This window comes from Pseudomonas sp. S12(2018) (assembly GCF_024355235.1).
GTDB classification, from domain to species: domain Bacteria; phylum Pseudomonadota; class Gammaproteobacteria; order Pseudomonadales; family Pseudomonadaceae; genus Aquipseudomonas; species Aquipseudomonas palmensis.
The window spans coordinates 1-15,393 of sequence record NZ_QLAD01000011.1 but is presented as its reverse complement, the minus strand read 5'-3'; the positions used below and the strand labels follow the sequence as shown (position 1 = coordinate 15,393).

The following is a 15,393-nucleotide window of genomic DNA, read 5'->3' as shown; positions in this document are numbered from 1 at the left end:
CAACTCGCGGGTCAACCCTTCTGGCTGGAAGCCCGCATGACACGTCTTACGAAAAATCGCCGCCTGTTGCTTTGCGGCCTCGGCCTGCTCGCCGCCGGCAGCCTGGCGGCCTGGCAAACCCTGCCATTCGGTGGTGAGCCCTCGAACACCATCAAGGTCACCCGCGCCGACATCGAAAGCAGCGTGACAGCACTCGGCACCCTGCAGCCACGCCGCTATGTCGATGTCGGCGCCCAGGCCTCGGGACAGATCCGCAAGTTGCATGTGGAAACCGGAGACCACGTCGAGGAAGGCCAACTGCTGGTCGAGATCGACCCTTCGACCCAGAAGGCACGCCTCGATGCAGGCCGCTATTCGATCGAGAACCTCAAGGCCCAGCTGCAGGAGCAGCGCGCCCAGTACACCCTGGCCGAGCATCAGCTCAAGCGCCAGCAGCAACTGGCCGCCAGCGGCGCTACCCGCGAAGAGGATGTGCAGACCGCACAGGCACAACTGAAAGTCACCCAGGCACGCATCGGCATGTTCCAGGCGCAGATCCTGCAGGCCCAGGCCAGCCTGCGCAGCGACGAGGCAGAGCTGGGCTACACGCGTATCTACGCGCCGATGTCCGGCACGGTGGTCGCCGTGGATGCGCGTGAGGGCCAGACACTCAACGCGCAGCAGCAAACACCGCTGATCCTGCGCATCGCCAAGCTGTCGCCGATGACCGTATGGGCTGAGGTCTCGGAGGCCGACATTGGCAACGTCAAACCCGGCATGCAGGCCTACTTCACCACCCTGGCCGGCGGCAAGCGCCGCTGGAGCAGCACCGTGCGCCAGATCCTGCCGGTACCGCCCAAGCCGCTCGACCAGATCAGCCAGGGCGGTGGCAGCCCCACCAGCTCCAGCGCCTCCGGCGGTGGGGGCAAGGTCGTGCTGTATACCGTCCTGCTGGACGTGGACAACGTCGACAATTCCCTGATGGCGGAAATGACCGCCCAGGTGTTCTTCGTCGCCGGCCAGGCCAGCAACGTGCTCACTGCCCCGATCGTGGCGCTGGAGCCCGATGCCCGGCAAAACGACATGCGCCTGGTCCAGGTACTGCACCCCAACGGCAAGGTCGAGCAACGCCAGGTTCGCGCCGGCCTCAGCGATCGCCTGCGCGTGCAGATCCTCGAAGGCCTGGCCGAGGGCGACACCCTGCTGATCGGCGCGCCCGCCGCCAGTGGAGGCTGAATGTCCACGCCCCTGATCGAACTGCGCGACATACGCAAATCCTACGGCGGCATCGACACGCCCAAGGTCGAGGTGGTACGCGGTATCAGCCTGGCCATCCAGCCCGGTGAGTTCGTTGCCATCGTCGGGGCTTCGGGCTCGGGCAAGTCGACCCTGATGAACATCCTGGGCTGCCTCGACCGCCCCACCAGCGGCCAGTACTACTTTGCCGGCAAGGATGTCGCCGAACTGGACAGCGACGAACTGGCCTGGATCCGTCGCGAAGCCTTCGGCTTCGTGTTCCAGGGCTACCACCTGATCGCCTCCGGGTCGGCCCAGGAAAACGTCGAGATGCCGGCAATCTACGCCGGTACCCCTGCCGCCGAGCGCCATGCCCGCGCGGCCGGGCTGCTGGCCCGACTGGGCCTGGCCACCCGCACGGGCAACCGTCCGCACCAGCTGTCCGGCGGTCAGCAACAACGCGTCTCGATTGCCCGCGCGCTGATGAACGGCGGCCACATCATCCTGGCCGACGAACCCACCGGCGCCCTCGACAGCCAGAGCGGCGCCGAAGTGATGAGCCTGCTCGACGAACTGGCAGGCCAGGGCCACGTCGTGATCCTGATCACCCATGACCGCGAAGTCGCCGCGCGCGCCAAGCGCATCATCGAGATCCGCGACGGCCTGATCCTAAGCGACTCGGCCAACGCGGCGGCGCCAGCGCGCGCAGCGGTGGCCAGCCTGAATGCAGACGACCTGCGCCAGCGCCTGGACCGCGGCGCCACCCAGAGCGGGGCCTGGAAAGGCGAGCTCATCGAAGCCCTGCAGGCCGCCTGGCGCCTGATGTGGATCAACCGCTTCCGCACCGCCCTGACCCTGCTCGGCATCGTCATCGGCGTGGCCTCGGTGGTGGTGATGCTGGCCGTCGGCGAAGGCAGCAAGCGCCAGGTCATGGCGCAGATGGCCGCATTCGGCTCCAACATCCTTTACCTCAGCGGCAGCGAGCCGACGCACAACGCCCCCGCCGGGGTGGTGACCCTCGACGATGTGGCAGCAGTGGCGCAGTTACCGCAGGTGAAGATGATCATGCCGGTCATCGGCAGCGAACTGACGGTGCGTTACGGCAACAGCAACCAGCGCTTCTACGTCGGCGGCAACAACACCCACTTCCCCGAGATCTTCAACTGGCCGGTGGTCGAAGGCAGCTTTTTCACCGACGCTGACGAACATGCTGCCGCAGCCGTCGCGGTGATCGGTCACAAGGTCAGGGAAAAACTCCTCAAGGATGCCGGCGACCCTATTGGCCAGTACATCCTGATCGGCAACGTGCCCTTCCAGGTCATCGGCATACTTGCCGAAAAAGGTTCCAGCTCCGGCAACCAGGACAGCGATGGCCGCATCGTGGTGCCCTACTCCGCCGCTGCCGTGCGCCTGTTCGGCAGCCGCGATCCGGAGTACGTCACCATCGGCGCCGTCGACTCGGGCCGGGTCAAGGAAACCGAGCAGGCCATCGATCACCTGATGCGCCGCCTGCACAACGGCAAGCATGATTTCGAGCTGACCAACGATGCGGCGCTGATCCAGGCCGAGGCCCGCACCCAGAACACCCTGTCGCTGATGCTGGGCGCAATCGCAGCCATTTCGCTGCTGGTGGGCGGCATCGGGGTGATGAACATCATGCTGATGACCGTGCGCGAACGCACTCGCGAAATCGGCATCCGCATGGCCACCGGCGCCCGCCAGCGCGACATCCTGCGCCAGTTCCTCAGCGAGGCGGTGCTGCTGTCGATGGTCGGTGGCATCACCGGCATTGCCCTGGCGCTGTTGATCGGCGGCGGCCTGCTACTGGCCGACATTGCCGTGGCCTTTACCCTGGGCGCCATGCTTGGCGCATTCACCTGCGCGGTCATCACCGGCGTGGTATTCGGTTTCATGCCCGCACGCAAAGCCGCCCGTCTCGATCCGGTCAAGGCCCTCACCAGTGAATGAATCTCCGATGAAACCGCTCTTGAGCGCATTGAGCCTGGCCCTGCTGCTCAGTGCCTGCAGCACTCCACCCACCCCGCCGGACATCGGGTTTGCCCCGCCACAACAGTGGCAGTCAGCCAACACCCAGGCGGTGCGCGACAGCAACCGCGCCTGGTGGCGCAGCTTTGCCAGTCCCGAACTCGACCAACTGATCGCACAGGCCGACAGCGGCAGCTACGACATTGCCGCTGCCATCGCCCGCGTGCGCCAGGCCCGTGCGGCGCGCACCATCGCTGGCGGCACGCTGCTGCCCGAAGTTGGCGCAGCCCTGGCCGGCAATCGCGAAAAACAGATGCACCACAACGGCTACGGCACCTCCAGCAACACCAACGACCGAGAATCGGTCAGCTACAGCGCCAGCTTCAACGCCAGCTACGAGGTCGACTTCTGGGGCGGCAATGCGGCGGCACGCGACAGTGCCGAGCAGGCCCTCAAGGCCAGCGAGTTCGACCAGGCTACCGTCACCCTGACCCTGTTCAGCAACGTGGCCAGCTTCTACCTGCAGGCCCTGGCCCTGGACGAACAGCAGCGTATCGCCAGCCTCAACCTGGCCAACGCCCAGCAGGTACTGGAGGTGGTACGCGCCAAGTACAACGCGGGCTCGGCAACTGCACTTGAGCTGGCCCAGCAGCAAGTACTGGTCGCTGCGCAGCAGCGCCGGCTGCCATTGCTGCGCCAGCAGGCCACCGAGGCCCGCATCACCCTGGCCGCATTGCTGGGCAAGCCGGTGCAGGCCCTCACCCTGCACGCCAGCGATTTCAACCGCATCGCCGCCCCTGGCATCGATGCCGGGTTGCCCAGCGACCTGCTCAGCCGCCGGCCAGACATCGCCGCGGCCGAGGCTCGCCTGGCAGCGGCCAAGGCCGACGTGCAGGTGGCGCGCGCCGCGATGCTGCCCAAGTTGACCCTGACTGCCGGCCTGGGCTCCGGCGCCAACGTCGCCGCCGACGTGCTGCGCAACCCGTTCTACAGCCTGGCGGCCGGCCTCAGTGCGCCGATCTTCAACAATGGGCGGCTCGGCGCCGAACGCGACAAGGCCACCGCCGTGCAGCAGGAACTGCTGGAAAAATACCGCGGCGAACTGATCAACGCATTTGCCGATGTCGAAAAGGCCCTCAACAGCATCGACGGCCTCGATCGCCAGCGCCAATGGCAGCGCGTCGAGCTGAACCAGGCCCAGCAGGCCTTCGACATTGCACGCACACGCTACGAGGCAGGCGCCGAATTGCTGCTCAATGTACTGGACGCGCAACGCAGCCTGTACGAAAGCCAGGACGAGGCCGTGCTGCTGCATCTGCAGCGACTGCAGGCCAGCATCGCCCTGTACAAGGCTGTGGGAGGGGGGTGGCAGGTGCAATGACTGCACCTGCCCTCAGGTGCGACGCGTGACCACCAGGTGACGCGCGTACCAGGGCCGTTGCGGCACCCGGCGCAGCAACCCCTTGAAACGCTGCTTGTCCTTGGTATTGGCGACGATCACCCGCAGCGCCAGCTTCATGGTCTCCGGGTCCATCTCCACACTCTTGCCCGGCTGCAGGCCTGGCGTGGTGCTGCAACCATGGGTCACAGGGCCCAGCCAGGGCTGCCTGATATCGACCCAGCGCCCCTTGGCGAACCACGGCACGCCATTGACCCGGCTGCGCGTCACCTGGCCGGGGTGGAAGCGTTCGTGGGCGCGGAACCAGTCTTCGATACGGTCATCGATCCAGCCATGGAACAGCCAGAACACGGGGTTCACATGGGAAGAAAACGGATCGCCGAGAAAGTCGTTTTCGGGCCCATACCAACGCGCCGAGAAGTCGTCCAGGTCACGCGCCATGGGTACTGGCGCACCGTTGGACGGGTCACGCGGCACCGACGCCCAGCGCATGTGCAGCCAGTCATGCAGGCCCAGCTCCATCTCCGAGCCCAGCTGTCCCAGGGTCAGGCGCGACAGGTAGCGCGGGTCGCGGTACTGCGACTCCCATACCTCGAAATTGCTGTGGTAGGTCTCGGCACTCTTGATGTCACTGACCCACTGGGTGTACTCGGCATCCCCCGGCGCCAGCCAGGTTGGCGGCACCGCACAGCCGTCATGGTTGTCGAAGTAGCGCGCAAAGCCCAGGCGGTCGCGTTCAAGCTCCGGCTGTGGCGCCGGAAAGCGCGGCCAGGAAGGCAGGTCCTGCAACCCCCGCGCGGTCTGCAGCATATGTCGATGCATGAACAGAAAATCCACCCCGGAGCCATTGCGGTCCTTGGTCGGCCCCCGCGCATCGCGCTCGCGCTCGCGCGTTCCGGGCTGCCAGCCAAGCCCGCGCAGAGCATTGCGCTTGTCTTCGGGTAACGAGTGCCACTGGTCACGCGAAGCGTGCCAGAGTTGGTGAAACAACCTGTGCTCGTCGGAAATCAGCCAGTTCAGCAGGGCCGGCTGCAAGCCGATGCGCTCGCGTGCTTCCGGGAACAGCTTGCGGGTGGCGACAAAACGGTTGTCCTGCTGTACCAGGGCAAGGCTGCGGTCCAGGCGCGCAATGCGCCCGGTAAGCGTGCCGCTGCCGGCGTTGGCAAATTCACCCCACACCTCATCCAGCACCATGCTCAATTCGTAGACCGGTTGCTGCAGCCCCTGCTCCCGATCGAAAAGGCGCCACGTCAGCTCCCCCGCTCCCGGCGTGGCCAGGTCGCCCAGCAGGCTGTAGCGCGGGGCCGCGGGGGCACGCAGGGCCTGCGCGGTGTCGATGAAACCGCGAACCGCGCGCCCGCGCGGTGCAATGTCGATGAACACCTCCAGGTCATGCGTGGCCAGGCCGTCCAGTCCCGCATCGCGCCCTTCCAGGCGCAGGCTCCACACCCCGCGCAACTGATCGGCCAACTGGCGTCCTGCCGTATCCGGCAGCTCGACCCTGGCTTCCCCCGGGGTAACCGGATGCTCGGGTCGCGTCAGTTCCTTGTGCGCGTACAACGCAGCAGGCACCGCAGCACCGGTCAGTGCCAGGCCTGCGACAAATCCTCGTCGAGATATCGTCATTGCCCTACCTGTATCAGCCTGGAAGCAGGCTTTATCCAAGCTAGGACGTAGGCTTGAAGGTTAAATTTAGTGTCGGCGCCACACCCGGTGCCGGATAAATTAATCGGCCCTGCGCTCGTTCTTCCTGGGGAGCACACCGCGTACCGTCCCTGCCTGCGTGCAGCGATCCGCCCCTCATGGAGACCCCAGATGATCCCGACCCCCTGGCGCAACGCACTGGCCCTTGGTGCCCTGCTCGCCTGCCTGATGCCCGCCGCACACGCCGCCGTACCGCCCCCGGGCGAGGTGTTCCAGGACTGCAAGGACTGCCCTGAAATGGTCTTGCTGCCCAGCGGCGGCTTTACCATGGGCACCCCTGATGACGAAGTCGGCCGCCAGCCCGACGAAGGCCCGCTGCACCAGGTGACCTTCAGCAAGCCATTTGCCGTCAGCCGCTTCACCGTGACCATCGGCCAGTGGCAGGCATTTCTGCGCGACACCGGCTACAGGATGCCCGACGCCGATGACCGCCCCGGCCGCAAATGCAGCGCCGGCAACCCCAGCTACCCGACCACCGCGCGTCACCCCGCCGTCTGCATGACCTGGCACGAAGCGCAGCGCTACATCGACTGGCTGTCGAACAAGACCGGCAAGCCCTACCGCATGCTCAGCGAATCGGTACGCGAGTACGCCGCACGTGCCGGCAGCACCGGCCCCTTCCCGTTCCCCTTCGACGAAGGCAAGGAATACAGCATCGCCAGGCATGCCAACACCTACGGGCCTGAAGACGGCTTCAGCTTCACCGCCCCGGTGGGCAGCTTCCCCCCCAACGCCTTCGGCATGTACGACATGCACGGCAACGTCTACGAATGGGTCGCCGACAGCGTGCATGACGATTACGTCGGCGCACCCACCGATGGCAGCGCCTGGATCGACTCCAAGCCGAGCGACCCCACCTGCGACTACCGGCACATCCGCGGCAACGACTGGACCGAAGCGCCGATCTTCTCGCGCTCAGGCAACCGCAACGACCGCTGTTCGGACAACGCCGGCGACTGGCTGGGCTTTCGTGTGATGCGCGACCTGTAGCCGACCGGCCAGGGCGCCGGTGCCGCGCCGGCGCCCTCACTAAATCCCCCGCGTATCCACTCGTCCAGTTTCAGACAGCCCGCCGTGCGCGGGTCCACTCGCCCTTAGCACGTAGCCACGTCGCGACCGAGGTAGTTTCATGAACGCAGCACCGCGTAGCGCCATTCGCGAACTCTTCAGCCTGCTCAGGCCTTACCGCGCCATCGTGATCGCCTCGATCGCGCTGGGTATCGTCGGAGGCCTGAGCGTCACCGCCCTGCTGGCCACCGTCAACCAGGGCCTGCACGATGCCGGCGGCATGGGCAAGGGCGTGGTCCTGGCGTTTACCGGGCTATGCGTTCTGGCCCTGCTCAGCACCATCGTGGCCGATATCGGCAGCAACTACGTCGGCCAGAAAATCATCGCCAAGCTGCGCAAGGACCTGGGCGCCAAGGTGCTCGCCGCACCGATCGAGCAGATCGAGCGCTACCGTACCCACCGCCTGATCCCGGTGCTGACCCACGACGTCGACACCATCAGCGATTTCGCCTTTTCGTTCGCGCCACTGGCCATCTCGCTGACCGTGGTGATCGGCTGCCTGGGCTACCTGGCGATGCTGTCCTGGCCGATCTGCCTGATGACCCTGATCGCCATCGGCATCGGTTCGGCGGTGCAGTTCTTTGCCCAGCGCCGCGGCGTCAAGGGTTTCCATGCCGCGCGCGACGCCGAGGACAACCTGCAGAAGCACTACCAGGCAATCGCCGAGGGCGCCAAGGAACTGCGCATCCACCGCCCACGCCGCCACGCCATGTTCACCCGCAACATCCAGGGCACCGCCGACTTCATCTGCGATACCCATGTACGCGCCATCAACATCTTCGTGATCGCCAAGAGCCTGGGTTCGATGCTGTTCTTCGTGGTCATCGGCCTGGCCCTGGCCCTGCAGGCGTTCTGGCCGGCCAGCAACCCCACCGCGCTGAGCGGCTTCGTGCTGGTACTGCTGTACATGAAAGGCCCACTGGAGAACCTGATCGGCAACATCCCGATCATCAGCCGGGCGCAAATCGCCTTCCGCCGCATCGCCGACCTGGCCGAGCGCTTCTCCTCGCCCGAGCCACACCTGCTGCTCAGCGCTGCAGAAAAGCCCGCAGGCGCCTTCGAGGGCCTGGAAATGCGCGACGTTCAATACAGCTTCCCGGCGGCACCCGGCGCCGCGCCCTTCCGCCTGGGGCCGGTCAACCTGAACATCGAGCCCGGCGAGATCCTGTTCATCGTCGGCGAGAACGGCTGCGGCAAGACCACCCTGATCAAGCTGCTGCTGGGCCTGTACACGCCGCAACAGGGCATGGTGCTGCTCAACGGCAAGGCTGTTGATGCGCCTGGCCTGGACGATTACCGCCAGCTGTTCACCACCATCTTTGCCGACTACTTCCTGTTCGACGAACTGGTGCAGCGCGAAGGCGCCTTGCCCGACGATGCCGCGCAGTACCTGGAGCGCCTGGAGATCGCGCACAAGGTCAGCGTGCGCGACGGCGCCTTCACCACCACCGACCTGTCCACCGGCCAGCGCAAGCGCCTGGCCCTGGTCAATGCATGGCTCGACGGGCGCCCGGTGCTGGTGTTCGACGAATGGGCCGCCGACCAGGATCCGACCTTCCGCCGGATCTTCTACACCGAGCTGCTGCCCGATCTCAAACGCCTGGGCAAGACCATCATCGTGATCTCCCACGACGACCGCTATTTCGACGTGGCCGACCAACTGGTGCGCATGCACGGCGGTCGTGTGGTCAGCGAAAAAGTCTTCGCCTGAACGCCTTGAACCGGCGAGCGCACCGCCGCTCGCCGCTGCCCGCCTTTGCAACTAAATCGCATTCGTCGCCCTTCGTCTTCCTGACAACGCTCAATTTCTGCCGACGGCGACGAGATCGACATGAACCAGATGAATCACCCCTCCGACGACGACCTGCTGGCCCTGCTGCTGGCCGACGAAGCCGGCTCCGAACACGTGATCAAGGCCGGTTGCGCACCCACGCATGGCGCCTTGTCCTTCGCTCAGCAGCGCCTCTGGTTCCTGCAGCAGTTCGACCCGCAGAGCTGTGCCTACAACCTGCCTCGCGCACTGCGCCTGAACGGTCCGCTGAACGCCGACGCGCTGGAGCAGGCGTTGAATGCAGTGATCGACAAGCACGATATCCTGCGCACCCGCTTTGTCGAAATCGACAACCTGGCGCAGCAGCAGGTCGACCGCCAGGCGCGACTGATACTTGCACGGCACAACCTGGGCGAACTGCCCGCCACCGAGCGCGACGCAGCCATACGCCGGCACCATGACGCCGACCTGGCCCAACCGTTCGACCTGAGCCAGGCACCTCTGATTCGCGGCACGCTGTTGCGTACTGGTGCCAGCGAGCACGTGCTGCTGCTGAACATGCACCACATCGTGTCCGATGCCTGGTCCAATGCGATCCTGCTGCAGGACCTGGCCCAAGCCTTTGCGCAAGCGCAGGCAGGCCTGCCCGGTGGCCTGCAGCGGCCGTCGATCCAATACGCCGACTACGCGCACTGGCAGCGCCAGCAGTACCCGCTCAGCGCCGCCCACGAACGCGCGACCGCCCATTGGAAGCAAGTGCTCGACGGCGAGCTGCCGAGCCTGGACCTGCCCTTCGACAGGCCGCATGCACCAGACCAGCTACACCTCGTCGGCAACCATTGCCTTACCCTGCCGGCCTCGCTGGGCAGCGCCCTGCAGCGGTTCTGCCAGCAACAGGGGCTGCCCCCCTTCATCGTGCTGCTGGGTGCCTGGCAACTGCTGCTGGGTCGCTATACCGGCCAGCACGACTTCACCGTCGGCGTGCCCAATGCAACCCGCAGCCAGGGCCAGACACAGGCGCTGGTCGGCTTCTTCGTCAGCAGCCAGGTGTACCGTGCCCGACTCGACGGCGCGCAACCCGTCGCCGAATTCCTTCAACGCCTGCGCGAACAGTCGCTGGCCGCACTGGAGCACGCCGACTACCCCATCGAGCTGATTCTGGAAGACCTGCAACTGCAACGCAGCACCCAGGCCAACCCGCTGTTCCAGACGCTGTTCAACTGGCGCGTGGCCAACCAGGAAGCAGCACAACTGCACCTGGATGGCCTGGAGGTGGAATTTCTCGGTGTCGAGCAGCAGCAGGCCAAGTTCGACCTGTCGCTGGAGATCGACTACAGCCAGCAGCAGATCGACGCCACGTTCAGCTACAGCACCGCACTGTTCCTGCCACAGACCATCGAGCGTCTGGCCGGCCACTGGCAGCACCTGCTTCAGGGGCTTGTCGAAACGCCTCAACTGCGCCTGGGCGAGCTGCCAATGCTCGAGCGTGCCGAACAGCAGATGGCCCTCCACACCTGGAACGCCACAGCCACGGACTTCGGCGCGCATGCCAACCTGCAGACCCTGTTCGAACGTCAGGCGCACGCCACCCCGGATGCCGTCGCCGTACGCCTGGGCAGTGCCGCTCTCACCTATCGTCAACTCAACCAGCGCGCCAACCGCCTGGCGCACAAGCTCCTGGAGCTGGGCGTAGGTGCAGAGGTCGGCGTGGGCATTGCGTGCGAGCGCAGCCTGGAGATGGTGATCGGGCTGCTGGGCGTGCTCAAGGCCGGGGGCGCCTATGTGCCGCTGGACACCGGCTACCCGCAGGATCGCCTGGCCTACATGATCGAGCACAGCGACATTGCACTGCTGTTGACCCAGGCATCGGTGCACCCTGGCCTGCTGCTGCCCGAGGCCCTGCCGGTCATGCTGCTGGAGCAGGCCGACAACGAACTGCAGGGGTATGCCGACAGCAACCCGACGCCAGTGGTCGACGCGGACAACCTGGCCTACATCATCTACACCTCCGGCTCCACCGGTCGCCCCAAGGGTGTGCAGGTTCGTCATGGCGCACTCACCAACCACATGCTGTGGATGCAGCAGACCCTGCAATTGCAGGCCCAGGACCGGGTGCTGCAAAAAACCGCGTTCAGCTTCGATGCCTCGGTCTGGGAGTTCTGGCTGCCGTTGCTCAACGGCGCGCAACTGGTGCTGGCTGGCCCTGAACTGAACGACGACATGTCGCTGCTGTGGCCCGAAGTGCGGGCCCAGCGCATCACCGTGCTGCAAGCCGCGCCCTCGCTGCTGCAAGCCCTGATGGGCCAGGCCGAGCCCACATCATTGGCCAGCCTGCGGGCAATCCTGCTGGGCGGCGAAGCGCTGAGCCCGGCGTTGGTGCAGCAACTGCGCAGCGTCAGCGACGCCCGTATCTACAACCTCTACGGGCCCAGCGAAGCCACCATCGACACGTGCTGCTACAGCGTGCCGGCCACGCCCGACGGCGCCATCGTGCCCATCGGCCAGCCAATCAGCAACCTGCGCACCCACGTGCTCGACCACGAGCTGAACCCCTGCGCCATCGGCGTGAGCGGCGAGCTGCTGATCGGTGGCGTGGCCCTGGCCCGCGGCTACCACGCCCGGCCCGGGCTGACCGCCGAACGCTTCGTGCCAGACCCCTTCGCCGGACACGGCGAGCGCCTGTACCGCAGTGGCGACCTGACCCGCTATCGCGACGACGGCGTGATCGACTATGTCGGCCGCATCGACCACCAGATCAAGCTGCACGGCCTGCGCATCGAACTGGGCGAGATCGAGGCACGCCTGCTGCAACAGCCCCAGGTGGCCGAAGCCGTGGTACTGGCCCCGGACTACCTGGGCAGCCAGCGCCTGGTGGCCTATGTGGTGGCCACCCGGCCTTTGCCCGATGCTCAGGCGCAGGACCAGTTGCGCCAGGCCCTGATCGCCGGGCTCAAACAGCAACTGCCGGCCTACATGGTACCGGCCCACTTGCTGCTGCTCGACGGCCTGCCCCTGACACGCAACGGCAAGCTCGACCGCAAGGCCTTGCCTATGCCCGACACCGCGCCCACCGGCTACCGGTACGCGGCCCCGCAAAGCGCCATGCAACGCCAGATCGCGATGCTCTGGCAGGAAGTGCTCAAGCAGCCGAACATCGGCTTGAACGACAACTTCTTCGAACTGGGTGGCGACTCGATCGTCTCCATCCAGGTGGTCAGCCGCGCCCGTCAGGCTGGCATTCGCTTTACTCCCAAACAGCTGTTCCAGCACCAGACCGTGCAGGGGCTGGCCCAGGTCGCACAGTTCGACGACCCGGTTGCACACATCGACCAGGGGCCGGCCAGCGGCACGGTCGCGCTGCTGCCGATTCAGCAGGCATTCTTCGATACGCCGGTGCCATCACGTCATCACTGGAACCAGTCGGTCCTGCTCAAGCCGGCCGGGCAGCCACTCGATGCCGCTGTGCTGGAACAGGCAGTGAACACCCTGATCAACCACCACGACGCATTGCGCCTGAGCTTCACCCAGCAGGCACAGGGCTGGAACAGCGTCTACCGCGCGCCTGCCGACGCCCACAACGCCCTGCTGCAAGCGGTGGCGTGCGATGATCGCGAACTGGAGCAGTTGTGCGAACGCGCCCAGCGCAGCCTGGACCTCGAACACGGCCCGTTGCTGCGCGCGCTGCTGGTGAGCCTGGCCGATGGGCGTCAACGCCTGTTACTGGTAGCCCACCACCTGGTGATCGACGGGGTTTCCTGGCGCATCCTGTTTGATGACCTGCAAAGCGCCTACCAGCAGTGCCTGGCTGGCCAGCCCCCCCAATTGCCGGCCCGTACCAGTTCGCTGCAGACCTTCGCCCAGGCGCTGCGCGAGCATGCCAGGGGCCAGGCCATCGGCGAGCTGGACTACTGGCTGGACCAGCACCAGGCCATCGCAACCGACCTGCCCGATGCCCGGAGCGCCATGGGCGCACCGGCACAGGTCGCGCTGCTCGATTCGCACCTGGACAGCGAACGCACGCGTCGCCTGCTGCAACAGGCGCCTGCGGCCTACCGCACCCAGGTCAACGACCTGCTGCTCAGCGCGCTGGCCCGAGTACTCGCACGCTGGACCGGACAGGCCGACAACCTCATCCAGCTCGAAGGGCATGGCCGCGAAGAGCTGAGTGAAGGGCTGGACCTCACCCGTACCGTGGGGTGGTTCACCAGTGCCTTCCCGCTCCGGCTGTCGGCGGGACATGACCTGCAGGCCACCATCAAGCAGGTCAAGGAGCAACTGCGTGGCATACCCGACAAAGGCATCGGATTCGGTGCCCTGCGCTACCTGGGCGAGCAAGCCGTGCGCGACGTGTTGCAGGCGCTGCCAGATGCACGTATCACCTTCAACTACCTCGGCCAGTTCGACACCAGCTTCGATGACACCCAGCAACCGCTGCTGATACCGGCCAGCGAAGCGGCAGGTGCCGAGAAACACGCCGATGCCCCGCTGAGCAACTGGCTGAGCATCAATGGCCAGGTGTACGCCGGCGAGTTGAGCCTGAGCTGGACCTATGACCAGAACCGCTTCGCCCCGCAGGTGATAGAGCGTCTGGCAGAGGACTATGTCGCAGAGCTCGGCGCACTGATCGACCACTGCTGTGACAGCCTGAATCAGGGCGCTACCCCGTCGGACTTCCCGCTGGCCAGGCTCGACCAGGCGCAACTGGATGCCCTGCCGGTCGACCTGGCATTGATTGACGACCTCTATCCGCTGTCGCCGCTGCAGCAAGGCATGCTGTTCCATACCCTCTACGAGCAGGAAGCCCACGACCAGGACGGTCGCAGCTACATCAACCAGATGCGCCTGGACATCAGCGGCCTGGACCCCCAGGCATTCGCCGAAGCCTGGCAGGCCGCCGTCGACCGACACGACAGCCTGCGCACGGTGTTCCTCTGGCAAGGCGAAATGGCGCAGCCACTGCAGGCGGTGTACAGGCAGATGCGCGTGCCGTTCAGCCTGCTCGACTGGCAGCAACGCGCTGACCTGCCGGGCGCGCTCGACGCACTGGCCGCCGAGCAGCTGCAACAGGACCTGGCGCTGGACAAGGCTGCGCTGTTCAGGCTTGTGCTGGTGTGCACCGCACCTGGGCACTATCACCTGATCCATACCAGCCACCACATCCTGATGGATGGCTGGAGCACCTCGCAGTTGCTCGGCGAAGTGTTGCAACGCTATAGCGGCCAGGCCCTCGCTACCCCGCCAGGCCGCTACCGCGACTACATCGACTGGCTCGGCCGTCAGGACGCCGTACTTGACCAGGCCTACTGGCACACTCAACTGGCCGACCTGGAGGAGCCCACCCGGCTCGCGCATTCGGTTGTCAACAGCACGCCGGCGCAGGGCCATGGCGCCTGCTACCTGAACCTGGATGCACCACGCACTCAACGCCTCAACGACTTCGCACGCCAGCAGAAAGTCACCCTCAACACCCTCGTGCAAGCCGCTTGGCTGGTAGTGCTGCAACAGTACAGCGGCCAGCGCTGCGTATGTTTCGGGGCCACCGTGGCCGGGCGCCCGGCTGATATCGCGGGCGTGGAACAGCAGATCGGCCTGTTCATCAATACCCTGCCGGTCATCGCCAGCCCGCGCCCCGACGTCAGCGTGGCCAGCTGGCTGCAGCAGGTGCAGGAAATCAACCTTGGCCTGCGTGAGCACGAACACACCGCGCTGAGCGATATCCAGCGCTGGTCCGGTCAACAGGGCGAGGCACTGTTCGACAACATCCTGGTGTTCGAGAACTACCCGGTGGCCGAAGCCCTGGAACAGGAGGCGCCCGCCGGGCTGACATTCGGTGCAGTCGACTATCACGAACAGACCAACTACCCGCTGACCCTGGCCATCAGTGCTGGCGACTCGCTGCTGCTGCATGCCAGCTATTCGCGACAGCATTTCAGCGACGCGGGCGTGCAGGCCATCGGCGAGCACCTGCTCAACCTGCTCGAACGCATGCGCGACAACCCCCACCAGCACCTGGGCGAGCTGGAGATGCTCGCGCCGACCGAACGCCAGCAGGTCGTCCAGGCATGGAACGCCACCAGCACCGAATACCCGCTCGAACGCTGCGTGCACCAGCTGATCGAAGACCAGGTCGAGCGGACCCCCGGCTCCCCGGCCCTGGTGTTCGGCGGGCAGCACCTGAGCTATGCCGAACTCAACAGCCGTGCCAACCAGCTCGCCCATGCGCTGATTGCACACGGTGTCGGCCCCGACG

Annotated in this window: 7 protein-coding genes; 6 read left to right on the top strand and 1 reads right to left on the bottom strand. The window is 65.9% G+C overall.

The window, feature by feature from the left end:
* Window positions 1-36 precede the first annotated feature (36 nt).
* The 3 genes from DN388_RS22675 to DN388_RS22665 are packed head-to-tail and all read left to right on the top strand — an operon-like array spanning window position 37 to window position 4,582.
* Window positions 37-1,215, top strand: a complete 1,179-nt coding sequence (locus DN388_RS22675) for an efflux RND transporter periplasmic adaptor subunit (protein ID WP_255002134.1) — start codon at window positions 37-39, stop codon at window positions 1,213-1,215.
* Complete coding sequence (locus DN388_RS22670) at window positions 1,216-3,183, top strand: MacB family efflux pump subunit (protein WP_104572888.1); 1,968 nt, start codon at window positions 1,216-1,218, stop codon at window positions 3,181-3,183. It begins immediately after the preceding gene.
* A 7-nt stretch (window positions 3,184-3,190) separates the two neighbouring features.
* Window positions 3,191-4,582, top strand: coding sequence for an efflux transporter outer membrane subunit (locus tag DN388_RS22665; RefSeq protein WP_255002133.1), 1,392 nt, complete (start codon window positions 3,191-3,193; stop codon window positions 4,580-4,582).
* A gap of 12 nt (window positions 4,583-4,594) precedes the next feature.
* On the opposite strand, the gene DN388_RS22660 is transcribed toward DN388_RS22665, so the two are convergent.
* Entirely contained in the window at window positions 4,595-6,226 is a 1,632-nt protein-coding gene (locus DN388_RS22660; protein ID WP_255002132.1) for a PvdJ/PvdD/PvdP-like protein, read from the bottom strand.
* A gap of 189 nt (window positions 6,227-6,415) precedes the next feature.
* Between DN388_RS22660 and DN388_RS22655 the strand changes: the two genes are divergently transcribed.
* The 3 genes from DN388_RS22655 to DN388_RS22645 form a co-directional block, all read left to right on the top strand.
* Window positions 6,416-7,294 (top strand): formylglycine-generating enzyme family protein, encoded by an 879-nt coding sequence (locus DN388_RS22655; protein WP_255002131.1) that lies wholly within the window; start codon window positions 6,416-6,418, stop codon window positions 7,292-7,294.
* Between the two features lie 139 nt (window positions 7,295-7,433).
* Window positions 7,434-9,083, top strand: coding sequence for a cyclic peptide export ABC transporter (locus DN388_RS22650; RefSeq protein ID WP_255002130.1), 1,650 nt, complete (start codon window positions 7,434-7,436; stop codon window positions 9,081-9,083).
* Window positions 9,084-9,203: 120 nt separating this feature from the next.
* The coding region (locus DN388_RS22645; protein ID WP_255002129.1) for a non-ribosomal peptide synthetase at window positions 9,204-15,393 on the top strand (6,190 nt) is incomplete at its 3' end.

What these genes read in the sequence shown, in the direction of transcription:
- DN388_RS22675 (WP_255002134.1), top strand. Translation starts at nt 37, where the DNA reads ATGACACGTCTTACGAAAAATCGCCGCCTGTTGCTTTGCGGCCTCGGC.
- DN388_RS22660 (WP_255002132.1), bottom strand. Translation starts at nt 6,226, where the DNA reads ATGACGATATCTCGACGAGGATTTGTCGCAGGCCTGGCACTGACCGGT.
- DN388_RS22655 (WP_255002131.1), top strand. Translation starts at nt 6,416, where the DNA reads ATGATCCCGACCCCCTGGCGCAACGCACTGGCCCTTGGTGCCCTGCTC.
- DN388_RS22650 (WP_255002130.1), top strand. Translation starts at nt 7,434, where the DNA reads ATGAACGCAGCACCGCGTAGCGCCATTCGCGAACTCTTCAGCCTGCTC.
- DN388_RS22665 (WP_255002133.1), top strand. Translation starts at nt 3,191, where the DNA reads ATGAAACCGCTCTTGAGCGCATTGAGCCTGGCCCTGCTGCTCAGTGCC.
- DN388_RS22670 (WP_104572888.1), top strand. Translation starts at nt 1,216, where the DNA reads ATGTCCACGCCCCTGATCGAACTGCGCGACATACGCAAATCCTACGGC.